22 protein-coding genes are annotated in these 23,777 nt (G+C 41.7%); all 22 read right to left on the bottom strand.

All coding sequences use genetic code 11. The features are described 5' to 3' along the window. Positions 1-124 precede the first annotated feature (124 nt). The 22 genes from ACHOLT_RS09950 to spoIIIAC all read right to left on the bottom strand — a co-directional run bounded on the left by ACHOLT_RS09950 (position 125) and on the right by spoIIIAC (position 23,775). Complete coding sequence (locus ACHOLT_RS09950; protein ID WP_425807711.1) at positions 125-913, bottom strand: SDR family NAD(P)-dependent oxidoreductase; 789 nt, start codon at positions 911-913, stop codon at positions 125-127. 111 nt (positions 914-1,024) lie between these two features. Continuing rightward, the gene (locus tag ACHOLT_RS09945; RefSeq protein WP_425807708.1) at positions 1,025-2,608 is read right to left on the bottom strand and encodes a 4-hydroxyphenylacetate 3-hydroxylase family protein; all 1,584 of its coding nucleotides are present in this window, start codon (positions 2,606-2,608) and stop codon (positions 1,025-1,027) included. Positions 2,609-2,971: 363 nt separating this feature from the next. Then, positions 2,972-5,002 carry an FAD-dependent oxidoreductase gene (locus ACHOLT_RS09940; RefSeq protein ID WP_425807705.1) on the bottom strand — a complete coding sequence of 677 codons (2,031 nt, stop codon included), beginning with the start codon at positions 5,000-5,002 and terminating at the stop codon, positions 2,972-2,974. 123 nt (positions 5,003-5,125) lie between these two features. Beyond that, positions 5,126-5,815: a TetR/AcrR family transcriptional regulator gene (locus ACHOLT_RS09935; RefSeq protein ID WP_425807702.1), complete on the bottom strand. Its 690-nt coding sequence runs from the start codon at positions 5,813-5,815 to the stop codon at positions 5,126-5,128. A 102-nt stretch (positions 5,816-5,917) separates the two neighbouring features. Continuing rightward, a complete protein-coding gene (locus ACHOLT_RS09930) occupies positions 5,918-7,975 on the bottom strand; it encodes a heterodisulfide reductase-related iron-sulfur binding cluster (protein ID WP_425807983.1) in 2,058 nt (685 codons plus the stop codon). A 64-nt stretch (positions 7,976-8,039) separates the two neighbouring features. Further along, positions 8,040-9,056, bottom strand: a complete 1,017-nt coding sequence (locus ACHOLT_RS09925) for an electron transfer flavoprotein subunit alpha/FixB family protein (RefSeq protein WP_425807699.1) — start codon at positions 9,054-9,056, stop codon at positions 8,040-8,042. A gap of 16 nt (positions 9,057-9,072) precedes the next feature. Continuing rightward, positions 9,073-9,846, bottom strand: coding sequence for an electron transfer flavoprotein subunit beta/FixA family protein (locus tag ACHOLT_RS09920; RefSeq protein ID WP_425807696.1), 774 nt, complete (start codon positions 9,844-9,846; stop codon positions 9,073-9,075). Between the two features lie 236 nt (positions 9,847-10,082). Beyond that, complete coding sequence (locus tag ACHOLT_RS09915; RefSeq protein ID WP_425807694.1) at positions 10,083-11,054, bottom strand: O-sialoglycoprotein endopeptidase; 972 nt, start codon at positions 11,052-11,054, stop codon at positions 10,083-10,085. Continuing rightward, positions 11,054-11,479 carry a transcription antitermination factor NusB gene (gene nusB, locus ACHOLT_RS09910; protein WP_425807691.1) on the bottom strand — a complete coding sequence of 142 codons (426 nt, stop codon included), beginning with the start codon at positions 11,477-11,479 and terminating at the stop codon, positions 11,054-11,056. The genes ACHOLT_RS09915 and nusB overlap by 1 nt, the downstream gene beginning before the upstream one ends. Before the next feature lie 9 nt (positions 11,480-11,488). Then, positions 11,489-11,731: a DUF2273 domain-containing protein gene (locus tag ACHOLT_RS09905; protein WP_425807688.1), complete on the bottom strand. Its 243-nt coding sequence runs from the start codon at positions 11,729-11,731 to the stop codon at positions 11,489-11,491. Further along, entirely contained in the window at positions 11,728-12,255 is a 528-nt protein-coding gene (gene amaP / locus ACHOLT_RS09900) for an alkaline shock response membrane anchor protein AmaP (protein ID WP_425807981.1), read from the bottom strand. The genes ACHOLT_RS09905 and amaP overlap by 4 nt, the downstream gene beginning before the upstream one ends. Before the next feature lie 50 nt (positions 12,256-12,305). Further along, on the bottom strand, positions 12,306-12,704 hold the full coding sequence (locus ACHOLT_RS09895) for an Asp23/Gls24 family envelope stress response protein (RefSeq protein ID WP_425807686.1): 399 nt from the start codon (positions 12,702-12,704) through the stop codon (positions 12,306-12,308). Positions 12,705-12,852: 148 nt separating this feature from the next. Further along, the gene (locus tag ACHOLT_RS09890) at positions 12,853-15,741 is read right to left on the bottom strand and encodes an FAD-binding and (Fe-S)-binding domain-containing protein (RefSeq protein WP_425807683.1); all 2,889 of its coding nucleotides are present in this window, start codon (positions 15,739-15,741) and stop codon (positions 12,853-12,855) included. A gap of 278 nt (positions 15,742-16,019) precedes the next feature. Further along, positions 16,020-17,366, bottom strand: coding sequence for an acetyl-CoA carboxylase biotin carboxylase subunit (accC, locus tag ACHOLT_RS09885; RefSeq protein ID WP_425807682.1), 1,347 nt, complete (start codon positions 17,364-17,366; stop codon positions 16,020-16,022). 11 nt (positions 17,367-17,377) lie between these two features. Continuing rightward, positions 17,378-19,237, bottom strand: a complete 1,860-nt coding sequence (gene accB, locus ACHOLT_RS09880; protein WP_425807680.1) for an acetyl-CoA carboxylase biotin carboxyl carrier protein — start codon at positions 19,235-19,237, stop codon at positions 17,378-17,380. 280 nt (positions 19,238-19,517) lie between these two features. After that, the gene (locus ACHOLT_RS09875; RefSeq protein WP_425807677.1) at positions 19,518-19,880 is read right to left on the bottom strand and encodes a response regulator; all 363 of its coding nucleotides are present in this window, start codon (positions 19,878-19,880) and stop codon (positions 19,518-19,520) included. 202 nt (positions 19,881-20,082) lie between these two features. Next, positions 20,083-20,655 (bottom strand): SpoIIIAH-like family protein, encoded by a 573-nt coding sequence (locus tag ACHOLT_RS09870; protein WP_425807675.1) that lies wholly within the window; start codon positions 20,653-20,655, stop codon positions 20,083-20,085. Then, positions 20,656-21,216 carry a stage III sporulation protein AH gene (locus ACHOLT_RS09865; RefSeq protein WP_425807674.1) on the bottom strand — a complete coding sequence of 187 codons (561 nt, stop codon included), beginning with the start codon at positions 21,214-21,216 and terminating at the stop codon, positions 20,656-20,658. A 36-nt stretch (positions 21,217-21,252) separates the two neighbouring features. Beyond that, entirely contained in the window at positions 21,253-21,885 is a 633-nt protein-coding gene (locus ACHOLT_RS09860; RefSeq protein ID WP_425807673.1) for a stage III sporulation protein AF, read from the bottom strand. A 12-nt stretch (positions 21,886-21,897) separates the two neighbouring features. Next, a complete protein-coding gene (gene spoIIIAE / locus ACHOLT_RS09855) occupies positions 21,898-23,166 on the bottom strand; it encodes a stage III sporulation protein AE (protein ID WP_425807671.1) in 1,269 nt (422 codons plus the stop codon). A gap of 10 nt (positions 23,167-23,176) precedes the next feature. Then, positions 23,177-23,566 carry a stage III sporulation protein AD gene (gene spoIIIAD, locus ACHOLT_RS09850; protein ID WP_425807670.1) on the bottom strand — a complete coding sequence of 130 codons (390 nt, stop codon included), beginning with the start codon at positions 23,564-23,566 and terminating at the stop codon, positions 23,177-23,179. An 11-nt stretch (positions 23,567-23,577) separates the two neighbouring features. Then, positions 23,578-23,775 (bottom strand): stage III sporulation protein AC, encoded by a 198-nt coding sequence (gene spoIIIAC, locus ACHOLT_RS09845; protein WP_425807668.1) that lies wholly within the window; start codon positions 23,773-23,775, stop codon positions 23,578-23,580. Positions 23,776-23,777 lie beyond the last annotated feature (2 nt).

The raw sequence follows: 23,777 nt of genomic DNA, 5'->3' as shown, positions 1-23,777 counted from the left end.
GTACGAATTATCTCTGGTCTAATACTTTTATCAGTAACGTTCTTATTAGAAAATAAAGTAACGTTCTTTCTTGTAGTATTGACGCTTCTTAATCAAAAGGATATGAATACCCCTTTACTCGAGTTTAGCCACCAATAGTTTGACCACCGTCAAGCAGTATATAAGTACCTGTCATGTAGCTAAAGCAGTCAGAAACCATTGCAAGCACTGGCCCTGCTACCTCTTCCACGCTGCCCAGACGGCGAACAGCGGTTCTCTTTTCCATCTTTGATTTGATTTCCGGATCAGCAAAAATATCTTGATTAAGCTCTGTAATGACATAACCTGGGCAGACTGCGTTTACAGTAATACCATACCGTGCCCACTCATTAGCCATAGTTCTAGTAAGGCTTAAAACACCAGCTTTGGAAGCACCGTAGGGAGCAACGCCCTTTCCGCCAATCAGACCGCCAACGGAGGCAATGTTAACAATCTTGCCGCCTGTTCCTTGCTTTTTCATCTGTTCGGCAACAGCTTGAGCAAATAGGAAGCAGCCTTTTAAATTTGTACTAACAACCTTCATAAAGTTATCCTCGGTTTGATTCAAAAGGTCTGTAGTCTTTCCGCTAATGCCGGCATTGTTGACGAGAATATCAATCTTACCGAAAGCTTCAACAGTTTTTGCTACAACCTCATCGATATTTTCCTTTACAGAAGAATCCGCTGAAATACCGAGACACTGTACATTGTATAGATTTTTGATGTCTTTTTCGACACGCTCACAGTCGGCAGGTGTACGGCTGGTAATCACAATGTTGCAGCCATACATGGCAAATGTGGCGGCGATTGCATAGCCTATACCTTTAGTAGCCCCTGTAACTATAGCTACCTTGCCTTTTAAATCAAAACTAGGTTTTTTAATTTCTTTGGCCATTTTTAACATCCCCTGTGTAATTATTTTTTTTGTAACTACACCGCTGCGATAAGTCATTTCGCTAACCGCAACGCCATGACAATACATAAAAACAGCTTGTTAACTAAAAGTCTACTTAGTTTCCTTTGGAGCATCTTTCTGGGTTTTTTTAAATCTCTCAAGCATGGCTCTCGGAGTTACTGTTGGGCGCTCATAACGAGGACATTTTGCACCATCAAAGCCGGCAAGATACTTAGCAATGTCCTTCAGTGGCTCAAGATCGTAACGGCTCATCATGGTTATTGTCTCCATAAGCGGAGATCCTCCACCGTGTACTCCGGCAACAGCCGCTGCGGCTTCAAAAGAATCACAAAGCTTATCCTCCATCATCCGCATAACTCTATGGCTCTCTTCAGCTGTGTATGCAGGGTTGCGCATAATGTACTTGTTGCAGAGCTCAGCCGTCTCTGGAGCATAGAAGGATTCCTCGGTTGGCAGTGATGCGCAAATGCCGCCAGTTAAATCTGCTAAGGTCTCATATTCATGGTAAATCTTCTGGCCTGCAAGTTTGCGTCCTGCATTGGTCAGAACCTCGTCTGGTACCCAGGAACCGTTAGGAAATTTAACAGCACGCACTGCAGAAGCCTGACCGGCAGCGAATACAAGCTCCGCTGTACTAATAATTTCACAAATTTTTTCACGAACATGCCCTTCTTGTGAGATGTCATTTACGTCGGCAACCAAAGCTGCCTGTGCCGCCATAACCTCGGAAACCGCAGTCTTACAGCCAGTGTAGGAATGTCTGTGAAAATGAGCAAACATGAGTGCCAGATAACCAGCGTATTGAACCACATCTGGATTGTCAAGGCCGTTCATGAATACTCTATCTTCAGGAACAAAAACATCATCAAAAATGGTCATGGACTCAACGTCGCCAACCATATTAAATGGAGCTTGAATGTGGTTTCTCTTATGATGTTGGCCAGGAAGGGCCATTATCTTTATCCCATCCCAGTCGGCGGGCAGCGCAAAGGCTACCGCATAGCCCTCATCACCTTTACCCATAAACTTAGTCGGATTGACGATAATTTCGTCTACATAAGGAGCATTTGAGTTGCATACCTTGGCGCCACGTACAATGATACCCTTGCAGGGCTTTCCGTCAAGCCCTATGCCGTCCACATTGGTCTTAATAACATGAACAAACTGATCTGGGTCTGGCTGCATATGCGCTCTCTTGTACTTAGGATTACGGGAACCCTTCACGTCAGTTTGAGCGCAGTTGCATACCAGGTCATTTTCTTGGCAATACAATAGATACTTGTTAAAACGTTCATGATAGTTTGTCCCGCAAGCATGGTCACAGTCATAGGTAACAACGGCAAGAGCGTTAAGTGCATCCGAACCCATGCAGCGCTGCGTACAGCCCCCAACATGATGGCAGAGCAACCTGGTCATCAGTTGCTTATTGAGCAAATCCTCCTTGGATTGATGGATGTGCGTAAATCGGTTAATTTTTTTACCCGTAAGGTGTGAAGTCGCTGTGCAGACATCCTCATACTCCGGATCATTAGCTAAATCATAAGTCTGTTTCATAACATAGCAACCGCCATCGATCCACTGCCCCGATCGATCAACTTTTTCACCATTTAAATAGACGTTTGGTTTCATTTTGAGAAGCCGCGCTTTATACGCGTCATATGTGCCTACTCCCATATTTGATTCCTCCTAAATTTTATTTACATTCTTAGCTTTCGCCAAGTACGTAACAGAAGTAATAAATTGTTATATAAGTTAATAAAGTTACAAGTTGCTTCAAGTTTTTTGAATTAAAATCATTGTTTAAATTTCTTCAAGCTTCAAGGATAGAACGCTCGCTCTATTTTGCTGCAAAAAATAAAATCAATCTAAACTTTTATATCCTCCTTTCTTCAAGATTGAACGCTCGCTCTATTAGTAGGGTAAAAAAAATTTTGCTTTTTTCCTAACTAAAGATTAGCACGGGTTGAAATTTGCGTCAAGATTATTTTCAATATTTTGCATTAACTTTACAAATAAATTTATATCGACATCTATATCTTAAAATCTAATAGCCTCGTTGTATGCTTCTTTAATTGCCTCCGAAATTCTTCTTGGTTTTAAAGCATCTCCAATTATATTCAAATTCTTAATATTTCCGTTTAACTCTTTAAAAAGATTATTATTTGAACGTGACCCAACCGTAAGGACAACAGTATCTGCATTAATAAATTCAAGTCCTTCGGGTTTTTCAACCCAAACCCCATCTTTTTTAATCGAGACCACTTTTGTACGTTTAAACACTTCTACATTAAGTTGTTTAAGACGTGCCAGCATCGGCCATCGAGAGGAAACCCCGATATCCTTACCAATCCACTCCGACATTTCAACAAGACTGATTTGTTTGCATCCATGAGTAAGCAAACGAAATAAATCCTCCGTTTTTTCAGCTTGATAGAGCATGAGATGCCGTAAGGTTTCTGCATCAATCGTTCCAATCCCAGCCAGCATTAAAGCGGTCTCAACTCCAACCGCACCTGCACCAACGATAACAACACGAGAACCCACTACTGATTTTTTCTTTAACACTTCCCAGCCTTGAACTACATTGGCCCCCTCTTCAATTGGTATATTAGGAACAATGGGAATCGCTCCTGTTGCAATAACAACACGGTCAAAAACACCCTCGTTAATTCTTGCTAAAATGTCTGCTTTTGCAGCTATTTTATTATATTGAATGTTCACACTCAGTTTTTCGCAGGCCCTAGACAGATACTGAGCTAAATACATAAAATCGAAGCGTCCCGGAGGTGAAGATGCAATCTCTATTTGGCCACCAGGCTTGTCATTTTGTTCCCAAATCGTTACACAATGACCACGCATTGCTGCAACACGAGCATATTCCAACCCCCCAACGCCTGCACCGACAACCAATACTTTTTGGGGATTAGACGACTTAATCTGCGAAGGGAGAATGCAGCCTTGTAAAAGCTCTGATTCTCTTCCGGCTTCTGCGTTACATAAACATTCAACACTTTTATGAGACATAATGTGATCCAAGCATCCTTGGTTACAAGCAACACAAGGGCGAATTTCATCATACTTTCCTTGTGATGCTTTGTTGGCCAGTTCTGGATCTGCGATAAACGGACGAGCCATTGCAATAAAATCTACAATACCCTCGTCAATAATTTTTTCGGCAATGGAAATATTTATCCGATTGCTCATGATCACAGGGATAGATACAGACTCTTTTATACCTTGTCCCAAATAACGAAAGGCACCGAAAGGTACTTCCATAGTAATTTGAGGAACGTGTGTCTCATGCCATCCACCAGTAATACTTAGCGCATTAATTCCGGCTTTTTCTAAAGCAATAGCAATCTGCTTTGCTTCAAAATTAGTATTCCCGCCCTCCATGAAATCATTGCCGCCAAGCCTAACCGTCACAGGAATATTCGGGCCAACCGCCTCTTGAACAGCAGTAACAATCTCTAATAGAAATGTCATACGGTCTTGCAAATCACCACCGTAGCGATCGATTCGCTTATTGGTAACTGAAGACAAAAACTGTCCGATCAAGTAGCCTGAATTCGTGCAGATCTCAACTCCATCAAATCCAGACTGAACGGCACGCTTAGCACCAGCAGCAAAATATGAAATTATATCTGAGATCTCCAACTCTGTCAGTTCATGAGGAGTCTCCCCTGTATATCTTGACGGAACAGCCGAGGGAGCTGCTGCTTTCATCCCGCCATATTCCCTAGAACGTGCGTAGCGTCCGGCATGAAATAATTGACCAAAAATTTTGCTTCCTTCAGTATGAACTGCATCCGTTAAACGGCGAAGTCCCGGAATAGTACTGTCATCATTAATATAAACTGCATCATATTCCGTTTTGCGGATTGGATCAACTTGCAAAGCGCCTAATATAATAAGTCCAACTCCACCGCTAGCTCGCAAACGGAAAAATTCAATCATTCTGTCTGTTATCAAACCTTTTTTACAGTAACCCAATGCCATAGGAGCCATAATTAGACGATTTTTTAATTCTACTTTACCTATTTTACCCGGAGAATATAATTTTAACATGCCTGAAACCTTCATTTCTCGAACTTAATATCTACACTATTCCTTAATTAAGCTTGATAAGTGTTGATCTATAAGACCTGAAGGATAGGTGAACAGTTAAACACTTCTGGGGATATGATAGAATTAAATCAAAAATTTTTCAGCCTCTTGTAGAACGGATTGTCCAAGACCTCTAAATACAAGATCAAGTATACAACGATTGACATCATCTAATGAATCTTCGTTTACGGTCCAACCCTTCATCGGTAAAAACGCTACAAGATAAGCTAATATACTGGCTAAAATCTCTAAATCAGCAATAATGGGGATTTCTTTATTTATTTCTACTAACAATTGATGATATAAGCCAATGGTTGATTCTTTCTCCATGGCTAAAACATCTTTTAAATAATCTTTTTGAAGGTATTTAGTCTCAGTAGAAATGAATTGTATTAACTTCTTGTTTTGATTAACAAAATACAAATTAGCTTTTATAAAGTTTATCAGTTTTTCAACAGGTGAGACATACTCTTCAAGTTTTTGAGTTTTTAAAAAATCGTACATAATTTTGTGAAAGTGCTTATGAACCAAATATAGCACGTCATCTTTGGAAGAAATATAGTGATAGAGCTGTCCCATTGACATGTTGCATGCTTCTGCAATCTCACGGATTGAAGTCGGGTGAAATCCTTTTGTTAAGAAAAGCTTATATGCCCCTTCCACTATTTGCAATTGTTTACTTTCTATTAATCCCTCATCTTTTGAAGAAGAAATAGACCGATTATCTATAAATTGTTTGTGTTCATTGTTATCCGTTTTATGTTTCCCCCTCACTAATAACCCGAGTTACTATAATTTTGCTAAAGTTTTCTTACATTTTACTAAATAGTATTTTTTTTATCAAGTTTTCTAATATTGTATTAAATTCTTGAAGCCTTAGATTAACTGGACAATGAGTTCGGACGGATCGACAACCCGGATCAATTCTTCATCAGCCATTTTCTCTTTTAGACCATCCTCCAACATAGTAATGCAATAAGGACAATTAGCACCAATTGCTTCAGGCTTTTTAGCAAGGGCTTGCTCTGCTCGCATATTATTGATTCTCTCGCCAAGATGCTCTTCCATCCACATCCTGCTGCCTCCGGCTCCACAACAAAAACTCTTATCATGATTGCCATCCATTTCTATTAATTGCACTCCAGGAACTTTGCCAAATAGTTCTCTTGGCGCCTTATATTCTTGTTGGTAACGACCTAAATAACAGGAATCATGATAAACAATCTTTTGAGTTTCCAATTGGACATCTTTGTTCAACTTTAATTTACCATTATTAATTAATTGATTGATGAGCTGAGTATGGTGGATTACCTCATATTCGCCGCCAAATGCCGGGTACTCATTTAACAAAGTATTAAGACAGTGTGGACATGCAGTTATTATTTTTTTTACCTTATATCTGTTCAAAATCTCTACATTTTCCGTTACCAGTGATTGATACAAATATTCATTACCCGCACGCCGAATAAAATCGCCGCAACACTTTTCTTCCGTTCCCAGTATAGCAAAATTCACACCTGCGGCTTTAAGTATTTTGGCGACTGCAATAGAAACTTTTTTTGCCCGAGCATCGAAAGAACCGGCACAACCAACCCAATATAGATATTCAATGCCGTCAACATTCTCAACTTCATTCATACGCTTTACATCAAGGTCGCTGGCCCAATCTTCGCGTTTCGCCCACCCAACTCCCCACGGGTTAGAATTATTCTCAACATTACGAAATGTAGTTTGAAGCTCAGGTGAACAGTTCCCTTCCATTGTGACAAGGTATCTGCGCATATCTATAAGCTTATTCACATGCTCATTAGATACAGGGCATTGAACTTGACACGACATGCAGGTTGTACATGACCATATAACATCCTCAGGTATGACATCTCCAATGAGTTTCTTTTCTAAAATCTCCGCATCTTTATAATTTGCTTCAGCGATCTTAGCTATTTCTTCCGAAAACTCTTCCCCTGTAGACTTTAATCCATATTTTAGCATTACGCTTCCCTTTTCGATGAGGTGCCGTTTAAGCGTATGGCTCATTAATTCTTTAGGATTTAGAGGTTTACCTGATATTGATGCCGGACAATTGTCCATACAGCGTCCGCATTCACCGCAGGCAAAAGTATCCAGTAATTGTTTCCACGTGAAGTTTTCAATTCGTGATACGCCAAACTCTGTCGCTTCTTCATCTTCAAGATCCATTGGATTCATTTGTCCGCCAATAGGTTTCAATGAGGAAAAATAGGCATTAAACGGAGCTGCCAGCAAATGCAAATGTTTGGAGTTCGGAATGTAGACCAAGAAAATTAACAATATACCAACATGAACCCACCAAACAACGTCCCTAAATGTTAGCAAATCAGCTTCATTCATTCCGCTCAGCATATTCGCAAACATTTTGTAAATTGGATCCAGAGCGTATGCAGCGGTGTTAGGCGCTAACGCTAACTTAGCACCATTACCCATCCATTCTGTGATGATTACAAGCATGATAAATATGACGACTAAAGCAGCTTCTAACGTTCGATATAATCGTGCTGGCCGGATGATCCATCTCCTAATGAGACCAATGATTAAACCAAGGAATACCAATCCTGCTAAGATATCCTTGATAAGATAGAAATAAGGGTTAGTGCTTAGGAAAGGTATTGCATACTTTGGAAATACTCCCTCAAACATAAAGGGTATTTCTGCTAAACAAATAAAAATAAATCCCCAAAAAATAAAGAAGTGAACTACTCCATAAGGTTCTTTGACCATTTTCCCTTGCAACAGGATATTGTTAACGAAATTTCCTATGCGTTTGCCAACTTGATCAAATCTATCTTCTTTAGCACCTAACATTATAAAACTAATTTTTTTACGGAGTGCTTTGGTAAAAGCTATAACAGCTGCAACTAAAAGAACTGCAAAAACTATTAACCAAGATAGACGCATCATTAAACCTCCTTTAGTTTTAAATAATGCTTAATACGAAAATTGAATTGGACAGCGAAGTTTTTTACTTCGCCGTCATTTGGTTATTTGTTGATTGACTTCCTAGTTTTTTAAATTCTTCAGTAAGTAGTGGAACAACTTCGAATAAGTCTCCAACTATTCCGTAATCCGCATATTTAAATATATTTGCTTCCGGATCTTTGTTAATAGCTACAATTATCTTTGAACTATTCATTCCTGCAACATGCTGAATCGCTCCGGAAATACCACACGCAATGTAGAGTGTCGGTGATACGGCATTCCCTGTCTGTCCGATCTGATACTTAATATCAATCCAACCGGCATCAACCGCTGCTCTAGAAGCGCCAACTGCGCCGCCCACTGCATCAGCCAGCTCTTCTAATACTCCAAAACCTTGGGCAGACTTCACACCGCGTCCCCCGGATACGATAACATTAGCCTCGACTAAATCAGGACGTTTTGAAGTTGCTAAAACGATATCTTTAACAATAGCCCGTAAATCAGCCGCTTCGATTTGGGCATTCCTTTTAATAATCTCTGCCTGGCAATTATTATCAGGTTCGCTTACATTGAAGGTATTAGGACGTATCGTGGCAATAATCGGGCGAGAGGTTAATTTAACCTGAGCAAACGCTCTGCCGGTATAGATGGGGCGCTTGAAGGTAAGATAAGTTGTGGGATCATATTCCATAGCGATACAATCATCAGCCATGCATACTCTGAGACGTTGGGCAAGGCGCGGTGCCAGATCTCTGCCTAAGGCTGAGTGACCCAGCAAGAAAGCTTGGGGTTCATATTCTCTAATTAGCTTGCTTATGACTGAGGTATAGGTGCCTGTCGTATATTTTTCAAGCTGAGCATCATCAACAACAATCACCTTATTTGCTCCATAAGGAATGACTTCATTAGCTAAAGCTTCAACCCCTTGTCCGAGCAATACTGCAACAACTTCATCACCTGCTTGGTCCGCAATTTCCCTGGCCTTACTCATAATTTCTAGCGATGCTTTACGTATCTTCATGTTACTTTGTTCTACATAAACCCAAAGTCCTTTAGCCATTTCAATGGTCCTCCTTTTACAATACTTTTTCCTCAATGGATAGGATTCTCGCTAATTCACTGGCAGCCTGTGCTGCTTCTCCAGGGATCATGCGAGCAGCTTGACGTGCTATTGGTAAAGTGATATTTTCTATTAGAATTTCTGACCCTATATCTGATGGATCAATCCCCAAGTCAGCAAGTTTAAGCTTTTTAAGCTCTTTCTTTTTGGCTTTCATGATTCCGGGTACGGATGGATATCTGGGTTCGTTGAGACCTTGCTGAGCAGCAATGACCGCAGGTAAGCTTAATTCGAGCGTCTCTTTACCGCCATCGATTTCCCGTACAGTTGTAATCTTTGTTCCATCGATTTCTAATTTGGTTACCATGTTAGCCGAAGGTATATTAAGCACTTCTGCTAAACGTACGCCTATCTGGCATGAGTTGGTATCAACATCATCTTTTCCAATCAGGATAATGTCGTAATTAAGGGTTGAAATGTATTTTGCCAACACTTCAGCTATACCTTGACAATCTGCTTCGGCCATAGCCGGGTCATCAATCAGCGCCGCCTTATCGGCCCCCATTGCCAAAGCAGTACGGATTGCTTCTGGGGTTCTATCGTTACCCACCGCTACAACGATAACTTCACCTCCGAATTTTTCTTTAAGGCGGATTGCTTCTTCAACTGCATACTCATCGTCCGGATTAATGACTAAAGTTACACCAGCAGGATCAACTTTCCCATTCTTGTCTAGAACAACTTTAGCTTCGGTATCAAAAGTCTGTTTGAGACATACAATAATATTCATTTTTTCCTCCTCCTTAAAATTTCGAATTAAGTTCATATCATGTGATTGTGAATGCTATCTTTTGGCTAATCCAATTCCTCCTAACATTTTATCTATTTTTACAGGCCATAGAGATGGAACGCTCGCTCTATAATGGTCCAAAAAAAAATGACCTATAATTTTCTAACTAAAGAATATCATAGGGCCAAATTTGCGTCAAGAAGTAATTTTCATTTTAAAAATATAATTCCGGAGAGTTATTTCTCCATTGACACTGTTATAATCTTTTCATTTAGCCCCTGAGACGTTAAAAGAGCTACCCCAATAGCCTGATCCCTGCTCCATTCCGGTTCAGCCCAATAGAGCTGAGCCTTGTGGTTTAAACGGTGATTTAATTCAGAACGAATAAATTGATTTGAGGCAACTCCGCCGACAATCAAACAATGCTTCAGCCCTGTCTTTTCAATCCCTGTCTGCAGCAATTTAGCTATCGTTCGAGCTACACATCCTTCAACTGCCCGTGCCACCTGTGCGGCTGGAACATGCTGATCAATCAACCGCTGTGCAGCCGATTCTACTCCCGAAAAACTCACTTCAAAGCCTTTAACGGATGAGGGAAGCAATGATGCCGCTCCTGGGTCAGCATCTTGAGCCAACCGTTCTAATTCTTTGCCTGCAGGAAAACCTAAACCCAGGCGAACCCCCACCCTGTCAACAAATTGACCGGCATGCAGATCGGTTGTCCCACCGAGAAGATCAATCTGAATTTTTCCGGGTTCTTTCTTTTCAACTTGCAATAGCTCTGTCGTCCCACCGGAAAGATGGATCGCTAAAAATTGTATTTCAGTTAACTTTCCTGAAGATATGCCTGCCGCAAGATGCCCCTCTTGATGACTTGTCCGATATAAGGGCACATTCAGTGCAGAAGCCAATGAAGAAGCAACTCCATACCCAGCTGTAAAAACAGGCATATAGGATCCTTTTACAGGTCTTGGAGCTGTGCTTACACCAATACCCGCTATATCCCTCCAAAGATCCGCCGGGATTTCTGCGGTTAAACAAGGCAGATTCTGGACATGCTGAAATAACGCTTCAGATTGAGCAAGGCCCCTCTCCCCTGAAGGTACAGCAAGGATTTTTCGTGCTTCCCAATGAAGCTCTTCTTGTTCATTGACTAGTGCCAGGGATGTTGTATAAGCACTTGTGTCAATTCCGAGATAATACCCCATTACAGTTTCTCTTCCGTTTTCTGAACACTGGCTACAATCTTATCCAGAATTCCATTAATAAACTTAGCCGACTCCTCACTCCCATAGAGCTTGGCGATTTCAACGGCTTCATTTAAGGTCACTCTCCCCGGTATATCGGAACGATATAGGATCTCATAGCTGGCTAAGCGCAGGAGGTTACGATCAACATTGCCCATTCGTTTTAAACCCCAGCCTTCAGATAATTCGCTTAGCTTTTTATCGATTTCCTCTTGGTGCTCAAGTGTACCCTTAATGAGTTCTTCGGCAAAAGGAATACTTATTTCCGGAACTGCAAATTCCTCAGCCCAGTGATGAATGATGTTGTCAACCTCTGAGCCTTCCCCATTCATATCCAATTGAAACAGAACTTGGAGCGCAGTTTCGCGCGCTAATCTCCGACTCATGATGCCCTCCTAATCAAAAAAGCGATTTAACCAGTCAAAAAGTTTCTTATGATCGTCCTGCCTTTTACCCAACGCAAAGCCGATTCCTACAAAAACAAAGACAACAAGTGTTTTCCAAAAACCTAAAAGCACTACTAATAATCCCAAGAAGAACCCTAAACTTGTTCCAATCAATTTCCCGGGATGTTCCTCAAGCATACGCAAGAGAAACAAGGTTATTTTATGAGCGAGTTCACTCCAAAATCCACTCATCTTACGCGTGACTGGCGAGCAGCTTCCAGACTGCGAACCAGCACTTTCACCTCAGCAACTTTTATTCCCGTGTAATGCTCAACATCTTCTTTTACTTTCCCCTGGAGTTTTTCCGCTGTATCCGGGATAATAAACTCCGGTTTAAGCTGTACATAAACTAAGACTTCCAACCCATCTTCTCTTTGTCTGAGATTCGGTTGAACGTTCTGGACACCGGGCAGAATTTGAGCACTCCGTCTTATGATATCCTGCATCGCATCCCCGGTCATACGAACCTCACCTAACTGTGAAGAAGTGAGAAACGTTTGTTCATGACGCTGTGAACGGGGTCTGAGAAAAGGAAGAATTCCCAAAACCAATAAACAAGCCGAAAGGACAACATCTTCCCAAGGATGTATCTTCAGCCAAAAAAGCGCTTGTTCCAAAACATCATAGGGAAGATTCCAACCCACGGTAATAGCTAATATCCATCCAGCGGCAATTATGAAAAAAACACCTACAAGGTAGGCAATCACAGTTTCCACCTCTTTCAAACGGTAATCCCCCCTGAACTTCAGGGGGGAAATCGCTCTTTCTATTTAACGCGATTATCATCTTCCTTTGGCTCGGGAGCAGGACGAAAATGAACGCCTTGGATATGAACGTTCGTTTCTACGACTTTCAAGCCAGTCATGCTCTCGATGCCCTCTTTAACCGCCTCTTGGACATGAACAGCAACATCTGGAATGGAAACCCCGTAATCAACGACCAAGTACAAATTGACCGCTGCCTCTTGTTCACCGACTTCAACCTTAACCCCTTTGGCCATACTTTTACCGCGGCTGAGCATAGATGCGATATCTCCAACTAAGCCGCCGCTCATGCCGGCTACTCCTTCCACTTGTGAAGCGGCTAATCCAGCTATAATCTCAACAACTTCATCTGCAATTCGAATCGCACCGAAGGAATGATCAACCGTTAATTTATCCTCCATATCTTCACCTCATAACCTAATATTTCCTCATATTATCATCTGTCATTATAACAAAAGTAAGTAGAACTGGCAAAGTCAAGTTTGCGCGGCGTATTTAGAACAGGGGATGTCTCAAATTTTTATGAGTCATCCCCTGTTTATTATTTGTCTAAATTCCGACTATACTCTTACTACACCGGTCGACAAGATACACAATAGACTGATAGCTAATTCCGCTATGCAGTGAAAGGCCAATTTCACACGTTCGACTATTGGAGTACCCTGAATGGCACTCGGAAGGTAAGGAAGGCTTTAGCGAAGCAAGTGCCGAACGATTGAGTTCAGGGAACGTAAAGCCCCTGTCCCCAGAAAACCCGCAGCAATGAACATCTTCCGGAAGCACGACATGCTCAGCACACGCTTCTGCCACCGCCCGGAATTTACCTGTTAAATTCATTTTGACTGAACTACACGTGACATGGATTGCCACCGTCTCCGGAATTTTGTGAATCTCCAAACGTTCTAACAGAAAATCATGAATAAACTCCACCGGATCATAGAGGTTCAGCGAATTCATCACGGATTTCATCCGATAAAGGCAGGGACTGGTATCACAAAGCACCGGGTATTTTCCTTGCTCGCTTGCTTCATACAGAACCTTTTCCAACTCCGCGCTTTTTTGATCAGCTATCTCAAAAAAGCCCTTGCTTGACCAGGGCATCCCGCAACATAGACCCTCCATCCTCGGCGGCATAATCACCTCATACCCAGCCTTGGCCAAGATGGATAAGACAGCCTCACTTTGAGGCCGCTGATCACGGTCGTCCTTAGCAGGTCCCATTGAACGGCTGATGCAGCTTGGAAAATAGACAACCTTTAATAATGAATCTGATTCAGCCTTACGGTCTGTCCTCGGCTCAGCCTGTATGATGGTACTTGAAACCTTGCCCCGTGACGGCATCCAGGGGTTCCATAAAGGTAAACGATTTCCACTCATTCTGCGAGTTCCTTCGGTCAGCGCTTTCATTTTTTCTGTTCCTAACAGGTGATGTGCGCTGTTGACTGCTCCAAGTCCCCATTGCATTACTCCTGTAACTCCAGCCATATGACGCGCCAGTTTTTTTGCCACCCAATATCCTTTTGGCGTAATTTCCTGGGACCTTAGTACCTTTACAAAATCTCCAGTATTGATACTCAACGGGCATGTTGTTGCACACAAGCCATCTACAGCGCATGTTTGATTTCCTGCATACTTAAAATCCTGCACAAGTCGTTCTAATCGCTCCGGTTCTTTCCCTGAACGACGAAGTTCGGCAATTTCTCGTTGGATAACAATCCGCTGCCGCGGGGTTAAGGTAAGATTCTTCGAAGTACATATTGCCTCGCAAAAACCGCAGTTTGTACACGTATCGATTATTGCATGAGCCTGAGGCATATTTTTTAGGTTCTCCAAATAGACATGGGGATTATCATTAAGGATTACACCCGGATTAATGAGATTCTTCGGATCAAACGCATTCTTAAGACGTTTCATCATTAAATATGCTTTGTTTCCCCACTCCAGTTCAACAAACGGCGCCATATTCCGGCCGGTTCCGTGCTCCGCCTTAAGCGATCCGCCATAGCGCTGAACCACTAATTCACCAACATCGCGCATCAATCCCTCATAACGAGGCAGATCCTCTGGCTGTCCAAAATCTTGCGTAAAAACAAAGTGAAGGTTCCCATCCAAGGCATGCCCATAAATAATTGCATCTTTATAATCATATTTATCAAGAATATTTCGCAAGGCAATTGCAGCCTCAGCTAGATTCTCTCTAGGAAAGGCTACATCCTCGATAATAACTCCCGTACCTAAAGGTCGAATGGCACCCACTGCCGGGAAAATTCCCTTACGAATATTCCATAGATTCTCATACTCCGCTTTGATTGCCGTAAATTTCAGAGGAAGCACTGTGGGGATTCCTTCAAGGAGGGCAGCCACTCGCGTCGTCGCTTGATCTAATAACTCAGGATCAGCAGCTCGTACCTCAACAAGAAGGGCTGTTACTGTCGGTGAAAGTGTTTTAAGATATTCGGGCATTCCCGGTTTATCTTCCATCGTTTTGAGAGAAATTCGATCCATTAACTCAGCTGCTGAGACAGAATTTCGATCGAGCCGCTGAACTGCAAGACAAGCCTGTTCCATATCCGGGTAAAAGATTAAAGCAGATGCCTTGTGAGGATGTTCGATTACTGTACGATACGTAATTTCAGCAATAAACCCCAACGTTCCCTCAGACCCAATCATGAGGTGCTTAATAATTTCGATAGGATCCGTGTAGTCTACAAATGCATTAAGACTATAACCCGTTGTATTTTTTATTTTATATTTATGATGGATCATTTCCGTAAGTTGAGGATCGTCATGAATCTCATCCTGAATCTTTTCTATTTCTCTTACCCACGCTGAGTGTGTCTTGATAAAATCGTCACAGGATGTCTTATCTCCAGTATCCAGAACTGTCCCATCTCCAAAAATAATCTTCATTTCCTCTACCGTTTGATAGCTATTATCGGCAGTACCGCAACACATTCCACTGGAATTATTCGCTGCCATACCCCCAATCATTGCCGAATCAATTGAAGCGGGATCTGGTCCAATTTTACGAGCAAACGGTTTTAAATATCGATTTGCTTCCGCTCCGATAATACCTGGTTCCAAGGCAATTTTCTCTCCATTATTGGAAATTCTGTATCCTCTCCATCCCCCTTTTAAAACGACAAGAACTCCATCTGTCACTGCTTGTCCTGAGAGGCTTGTCCCCGCCGTCCGAAAAGTAACCGGAACTTTAAACTTCTGTGAGGCCTCTAAAATTTCCTTAATTTCTTCTGTCGTATTCGCCTTAAGCACCACTTTCGGAATAAGCCGATAAAAGCTGGCATCGATTCCGTAGGCTAACGTGTAGAGCGGATCACAAAACATTCGAGATTGAGGTATGACATGAGAAACTTGCATCCAAAAATCATGATATTCTTTCGGCAGCTTGGCAACATCGTTTAACTGTGTTCGATTCATAAAAATTACCTCTCTCATACTTTGTAAGTGATTAAATAAATACAATTATATATTTTATTTTAATTTCTATTTATTATAATTTCTATCTACTAATTCATATTCCTCCCTGTTCATTAAAAAATCCGATATACACACAAAAAAGGGACCGTTGTAAAACGAAACTGAATAGTTCGTGAACAGCAGCCTCTTTCTCAACTTACAATACATTTTTATACCCATAAAGCAAAAAGGAGCATCGCTTTCTACTTTAAAAAGTAGTTTGCGACACTCCCTTTTCATTATTCTCCAAGAATCCGACGTTGAATAAAGTTGGTATAAACTTCGCCTCTGCGGAAGAAGGCATTGTCCAATACTTTAAGATGGAAGGGTATCGTTGTATGAATTCCTTCAATCACAAACTCATCTAAAGCCCGCCGCATTCTTAGGATTGCTTCTTCACGGGTTGCGCCCCAAACAATCAATTTCCCGACCATCGAATCATAGTATGGAGGGATCGAATATCCTTGATAAGCTGCGCTGTCGACGCGTACGCCTGGTCCGCCTGGAATATGATAGAACTCAATCGTTCCCGGGGAAGGCATAAAATTCTTATCCGGATTCTCTGCATTGATACGGCATTCGATTGCCCAGCCTCTGATTTGAATGTCTTCTTGTTTGAACTGAAGCGCTTCGCCGGCTGCAATTTTTATCTGTTCCTTCACAAGATCAATGCCTGAGACAAGTTCCGTAACCGGATGTTCTACCTGAATACGGGTATTCATTTCGATAAAGTAAAAGTGATTATGCTTATCCAATAGAAACTCAATCGTTCCTACACTTGAATAATCAGCCGCTTTGGCAGCTTTAATTGCAGCCTCTCCCATCGCCTTACGAAGCTTTGGCGTTAAAGCCGTCGACGGAGACTCTTCTAAAAGTTTTTGATTACGACGTTGCAAGGAACAATCCCGTTCTCCCAAATGGACAATATTTCCGAATTTATCGGCAAGGATCTGGAATTCAATATGGCGCGGTTCTTCAACATACTTTTCCAAGTATACCTCAGAATTTCCGAAAGCAGCCTGCGCCTCATTTTGTGCAGCCTGAATCGATTTAATCAGTTCTTTATCGTTCTGAGCAATCCGCATTCCTTTTCCCCCGCCGCCGGCGGAAGCTTTAATCAGAACAGGATAACCAATCTCTTCAGCCGTCTGAGCTGCTAATTCCAGGTCTACAATAACTTCCTTCGAGCCAGGTACAACAGGAACACCTGCCTCGATCATCGTTTTACGTGCAGTTGCTTTATCACCCATCGTTTCAATCGCACGAGGACTCGGTCCGATAAACGTAATCCCGCAGGACTCACATATTTCAGCGAACCGTGCATTCTCTGAAAGGAAGCCATAGCCAGGATGAATGGCATCGACGCCCGTCAATTCAGCTGCACTGATGATATTGGGAATGTTAAGGTAGCTTTTAGCTGAGGGATACGGACCAATACAAACGGCTTGATCCGCAGCTTTAACATGCAAAGAATCTCGGTCTGCTTCTGAGAACACGGCAACGGTTTCAATATTCATTTCGCGGCAGGCTCGAATAATACGAAGCGCAATTTCACCGCGATTAGCAATCAGGATTTTTTTAAACATGCCTATACTCCCTATTTTTCGATGGCAAACAACGGTTGACCAAATTCTACCGGCTGCCCATTTTCAACTAATACTTCAACGACTTTTCCGTCAAATTCAGACTCAATCTCATTCATAAGTTTCATGGCCTCAACAATGCAGACTGTTTGACCCACTTTAATCGATTGTCCTAATTCAACAAAAGGATCTGCATCTGGAGCCGGTGTACGGTAGAACGTACCAACCATTGGAGCTTTAATATACTCATAGTTTGCTTTTACACTTGCTTCTGCAGCGGGTGCAGCTGTTGGGGCTGGTGCTGCGGGAGCTGGAGCGGCTGGTACTGCAACCGTAGCCATAGCAGGAAGTGCTGCTGTGGGAGCTGATGCTGTAAGCGCGCTTCCCTTGCGAATGGCAACCTTAACGCCTTCACTTTCCAGATTAAAATCAGCAATATCGGTTTCGCCAAGAATTTTAATAAGTTCTTTAATCTCTTTTAAATTCATTTTTGAATCCTCCTTAGAAATTGCAGGTTGTCCTTCAGCAACGTGTTTATGCCCTCCGTTTTTCCTTTCCAAAAAGAACTTTTTGGCTACTTGTGGGAACATTGCATAGCTGAGAACATCTTCACGTGATTGGGCCAGACCAGCAATTTCGTGCTCAGCCTTATCAAGCCCTGGTTTAAGTTGATCCGCAGGTCGAACAGTTAAAGGTATTTCATCACCGATAATCTTTTTCTGGATAGCTAAATCAACTTCGGCAGGTGGTTTTCCATACAAGCCGCTGACATAAGCCTTAACTTCGCCAGGCACTAATTTATATCTTTCCCCGCTCAGTACGTTTAATACAGCCTGTGTCCCTACGATCTGACTTGTAGGGGTAACCAGCGGCGGATAACCCAATTCTGCCCTAACACGAGGTATTTCGTCAAGTACCTCGTTAATCCGATTTAAAGCTTTCTGTTCTTCGAGTTGAGAAACAAGATTTGAAATCATGCCGCCTGGCACTTGATGCTCGAAGACACGCATATCAGAAATACGCGTAATTCCACGTTCATGTCCCCGGCTCTTGCGAAGCTCTTCAAAATAATTAGCAATTCTGAAAAGATGAGGAATATCAAGGTCCGGAGCAAACTCATATTCCTCTAAAGCACGTACTACAAGTTCAACCGGAGGCTGGCTTGCGCCAAAAGCAAGGGGAACGCTCGCAGTATCAACAACATCGACACCTGCCTCAGCTGCTTTCACATAGGCAATAGTTCCCATCCCGCCGATATAGTGTGTATGCAACTGAACCATGACTCCAAGCTGCTCTTTCATGAGGGATACAAGTTTATAAGCTTTCATCGGCGTCAATAATCCAGCCATATCTTTAATACAAATCGAGTCAGCACCTAATTCCACTAATTCACGTGCTGTTTCAAGATAGTGTTCTATAGAATGAACAGGGCTTATGGTGTAGACAACCGACGCCTGAACATGGGCCCCTGCGTCCTTGGCTGCCTGAATAGGAACAACCATATTTCGTACATCATTTAAGGCATCAAAAATCCGAATGATATCAATTCCGTTTTTAACGCTTAACTGAACAAATTCACGGACGACATCATCAGGATAATGTTGATATCCTACTAAAGATTGACCTCTTAGAAGCATTTGTAGCGGGGTTTTGGTAACTTCTTTCTTAATGAGTCGCAAACGTTCCCAAGGATCTTCTCCTAAAAAACGCAAGCAGACGTCAAATGTTGCTCCTCCCCATACTTCGAGCGAATGATACCCTACATCATCAAGATCTTTGAGAATTGGTAGCATATCCTCAGTCCGCATACGTGTTGCCCATAAGCTTTGGTGAGCATCACGCAGCGTTGTGTCTGTAATCTTGACTTTTCTCACTGTTTCTCTTTCTCCTCTCTGAATCTTCAAAAATCAATTCCCTAAAAAATGGGAAGGTTTTCACTATTTTTGAAATTACTCCAAAGTCCCTTTGCCACTCAATTCAGAATTATTGTTTTTTGCTTTCAAAAACTTATATTTTATTATATGAGTCTAAAAAACCTTTTTCAATGAAACTGGCACAAGTATACAGTATAAAGTCAAATTATGTTGGCTTTTAACTGTTTATTTTCTAACAAATAACCCCCTCTGCACGGTCATTATGCAATAGGGGGTACTGTCATTTTCTCAAATATTTATTAACAGTCTCTAAAAGTTGATTCGGTCGAAAGGGTTTTATTAAAAAGTCTGTTGCTCCCTTTTGAATTGCGTTTTGTACCACTTTTTCCTGGGCAACAGCACTGCACATAATGATTTTTGCTTGGTTATCGATGGCTAATATCTCTTCAAGAGTCTCCAGTCCATCTTTTATCGGCATTGTAATATCCAAGAATGTTAAGTCAGGCCGGTGTTCACGGAAAAGCTCAATTGCCACTTGCCCATTTTCTGCTTCCCATATTTCAATAGAATCTCGGCGAGCTAGAATTTGGCGTATCATTAAACGCATAAATATGGCATCATCAGCGACAAGAATTTTGCTCATTCAATAGTCCTCTCTCTCGACCTAGAAATCCTTCATATAAAAGTCAGCAATTCAAGCTCGAACCCTTGTATTGAATCGTACGTTTAGTTTAATTCGTTTTAAATCGAATAATTCCTGCAAGCCAATTGAACTTTTATTTATTTCTTAAAATTAATTTACTATGTTATTAGAATTTATACTATATAATATTAACTCTCGCGTCTTAAGGATTTCTAACCGAAATATTTATTTGATCTAAGTGAACAGGCGTCGCCTGTTGTACGATATTCTGAATAATACTTATTTCATTTGGAGTAACGGACGGCGCGTAAATAAAAACATTGACACTGTTAGGAGCAACTTCGGCTATAGCATCTTGAAACCCTTTTATTTTAAGTAAGTTTTCTATTTCGTCCTCTTTGCTAATTCTATTGGTCAATTGAAGCCACTTTTTTTGAGCATCTTCTTTGGTTGCCGCAATATTTGAATTAAGCACAGCGGATAGCATAGTTTTCTCTTCCTGCCGGGATTGTTCGCGTTGCAGCCTATAATTTACAAAATAGTTTTGTCCTTGCAGTTTCGGCTTTGCCGCTTCACTTGAGAATTGAATATTTTGTCCCTCGATTTGAGCATTCACTGCGAGTGTATTCTTTCCCGTAAAATGCGTTGGCTGATTTTTCGTTAAAGCCCATCCCACTATAAGCAAACCAATAATAAAAAAGATGCTTCCACTTAAAATACCAACCCGAACCCTCTTGTTGGAAAGGCTCTGAGGCAAATGAATAAGAATATGCATTTAAACTCCCTCCATCGGCTGAACTGTGATCTTATTCGTGGAAATATCCAGAAGGGTTTTCACTGCGTTATGGATGTTTTCACGGATTACGGGATCTTTGGCACCTTCCGCTATGATGAGTACCCCTGCGACTGCCGGACGTTCCTCCATGACGACAACAGGTTGGCTTGCTCCGTTAGGTACAACAAGCTGAGTATTTTCCGTTACCTCAGAGGACTCACGCGTTCCTCCTGCCTTATCTGATTCTTTAATCGTCTTTTTTGTAACACTTCCACTGGTCGCAAAATCAGATTTCAGCGAGGACGATAACGTGACAGATACTTGAACTCGGCCAACTCCTGTCATTTGCTGCAAATTCTGAACTAATTTGTTCTCAAGGTCTTTTTCTAAAAGCTCAATGTGCGTTGATTCGCTTGACGCGTTTTGCGCTACCGGCTGCTGGGCCGCTTTTGATCCCACACCTGAACTGCCTTTATTGGTAAGCATTAAAACTACAGCTATGGCAATGGCTCCAATTATTGATATCAGCAGCTTAGGTGATTTTTCTTCAAACAACTTCATGCTTATCATCCTCCATTCTTATTTTGCCTTTATCCATTAATTTTCGGTTACAGAAATTCGATCCTTAGGAATTTGGAGCAAAGCTGAAACTCTTTCTTGGATAGTCTGAGTTCTTTCAGACTGAGACTGAGACTGAGGCTGAGATTTAGAATCAGATTGAGATTTATCATCAGCCTCAGATTGCGATTGTCCGCCAAATTTACCCAGAGTAATGGGTTCAACACTTTTAATTTCCGTTTGAGTAGAATTAACATGTATACTTACCCGTTCCACTTTAGGCTGGTCCATAAGCCCTCCGGCGCTCTCCTCAAACTGTATCTCCACATCCGTTTTTTCAACTCCTTTTACTCCAAGAACTAAGGCTTCAATTTGGTTTTTCAAAATAAGCTTAAATTGTTCCTGCACAGCATCCTTGCCTGCCTGAAGTCCATTATTTCCTGCAAGAACAGGCATATCGTGAGAGTTGACTTCCGTCCATGCGGGAACACTTAGATTCAGAGGAAGATGAAGCAAAGATGTTACAGGACCCAGCACTGCTGAAATCACAAAAAGACCCATGATTAACTTGACAAACCCCTGCATCGATTTCGAGGGAAGAAGCATTTCCAGGAAATTAGCCATTAAAATTATAATGGCTAAATTGCGTACTAGTGTTTGCAAGCTTTCCAAGCATTTCCCTCCTTATCTCAACATGACGGACAGATCTCCTGCCCCCACAACAACCGCGATGCTGATAAAAAACATAATGGCAACGGAAGCAACGGAAGCAAAGATATAGACCAGGCTTTTTGATATATCTTGAAGACTGTCTGAAAGCTCCTTTAATCCCAGGGGTTCAACTAAAGCTGCAGAAATTTTAAAAACGAAAATCATGGCCGCGATACGAACTACCGGACCAATACAAAGCAGGGCAATTGCTAAAATTCCAATAATGCCTAGAGAATTTTTCAGAAGCAAACCCGAACTTGCTACTAATTCAACGGCATCCTTAAAAAACTTTCCAACAACAGGAATAAGATCTGCGGAATATTTCGCCGTTCTAAGAACAACCCCGTCCGCAACCCCCCCTGTTACGCCTTGAATTGTCATAATTCCTATAAACACGGTCATTAATACCCCGATGCTCATTTTCCCCGCAAATTCGAATAAACTTGAAAGCTTCCCCAGTTTAAATTCGCCGGAAATATTATTGAATAGCTTAAGAACAGCCGTTAAAAAGAATAAGGGTAAAATAACGTTCTTCATTACTGTCGCTAATAAGGTTAGACTCCCGATAACGATCGGCTTAAATAAAGCCGCGGTTGTTACATTTCCCATGGCTAGGAGGAGCGTCATCATGACCGGAAATAATGTCTGCATAAAACCTGTCATTTCATCAATTGCTCCTGTCGCCGCCTTTAAAGTTTCCTGAAAGGCAGCTAGGGCAATCCCCATCAATGCCAGGTAACTCAAACTCTTTACCATTTTTCCAAGGCTATCCCCAGTGAAGGCATTTTGAAGCTGCTGCAGAATAGCGATTAAAACGGCTAAGAATAGAAGCTTCCCGATAAGCGGACCGCTTTTTAAGATTTCCTTGCTTAAAAAGGTCAGTAAGTTACGACTTAATTCCGTGGGATTTAAGCTTATTTTTCCCTGACGCAGATCTTCAAAAATTTGGCTTAAGGATAAGTTCGGAACAGATTCTTTGACATCTTGGTCAATGTGCTCGAGAAAGCCGCGAACCTGGCTTAAATCGACTTGTTTACCTAAATCGGCGGTTGATGTCGTGTTGCTTTGAGACGCAGAACTTCCACCTTTGGATGCTTGGCTATTGCTCGCATCAGAATTAATTTCTACTTTGATATTGGAGTCATTTCCTATATCCGACGAATTTTCCGCCTGGGCCAAACCAGGAGTTGTCCAACCCAGGAATAAAAAAAAGATAAGCAACAACATTAACCTTCGCCGCATGTTTTTCACCTCACGGAACGAGTCGCTTGATTGACTCGAGAATGGCCACGATAATGGGCATTGCTAATACCAAGACGCCGATTTTAGCCGCCAGCTCAATTTTTGCGGCTAAAGCCTTTTGTTCAGCATCACGGCAAATATCAGCCCCAAATTCGGCAAGATAAGCTACTCCTACAATTTTTAAGACAATAAACAAATAATAAGAGCTGATATTCGCTTGTTCTGCAAGCCCCTGCAGTAAATCGACGATAATTTTTATCTTGTCTAAGACAAGTACAAAAATTATTGTCCCTGCTAAAATAACCATTTGAATTGCGATTTCATTGCGTCTTACTTCTTTTAAAACCGTCCCAATAATAGCAACAATCAATCCCAATCCAACGATTTGCCATATTTCCACGCTCAGGCCCCCTAGTAAAGTTGAAATACACTCTTCACAAGGCTAAACAAGTCTCCTACAGCCTGGACGACAATATACAAAACGACGACCACACCGGCTAATACCGTTAACTGGCTGATTTCTTTCCGGTTTGCCTGATCAAGAACGATGACTAAAATCCCCACTAATAGTCCAATTCCTGCTATTTTCAAAATCATCTCAAAGGACATAC

Origin of the sequence: Desulfitobacterium nosdiversum (assembly GCF_049860565.1) — a bacterium.
GTDB lineage: Bacteria > Bacillota > Desulfitobacteriia > Desulfitobacteriales > Desulfitobacteriaceae > Desulfitobacterium_A > Desulfitobacterium_A nosdiversum.
Note: the sequence above shows the minus strand (reverse complement) of the source record. Positions and strands in the feature narration are given on the sequence as shown.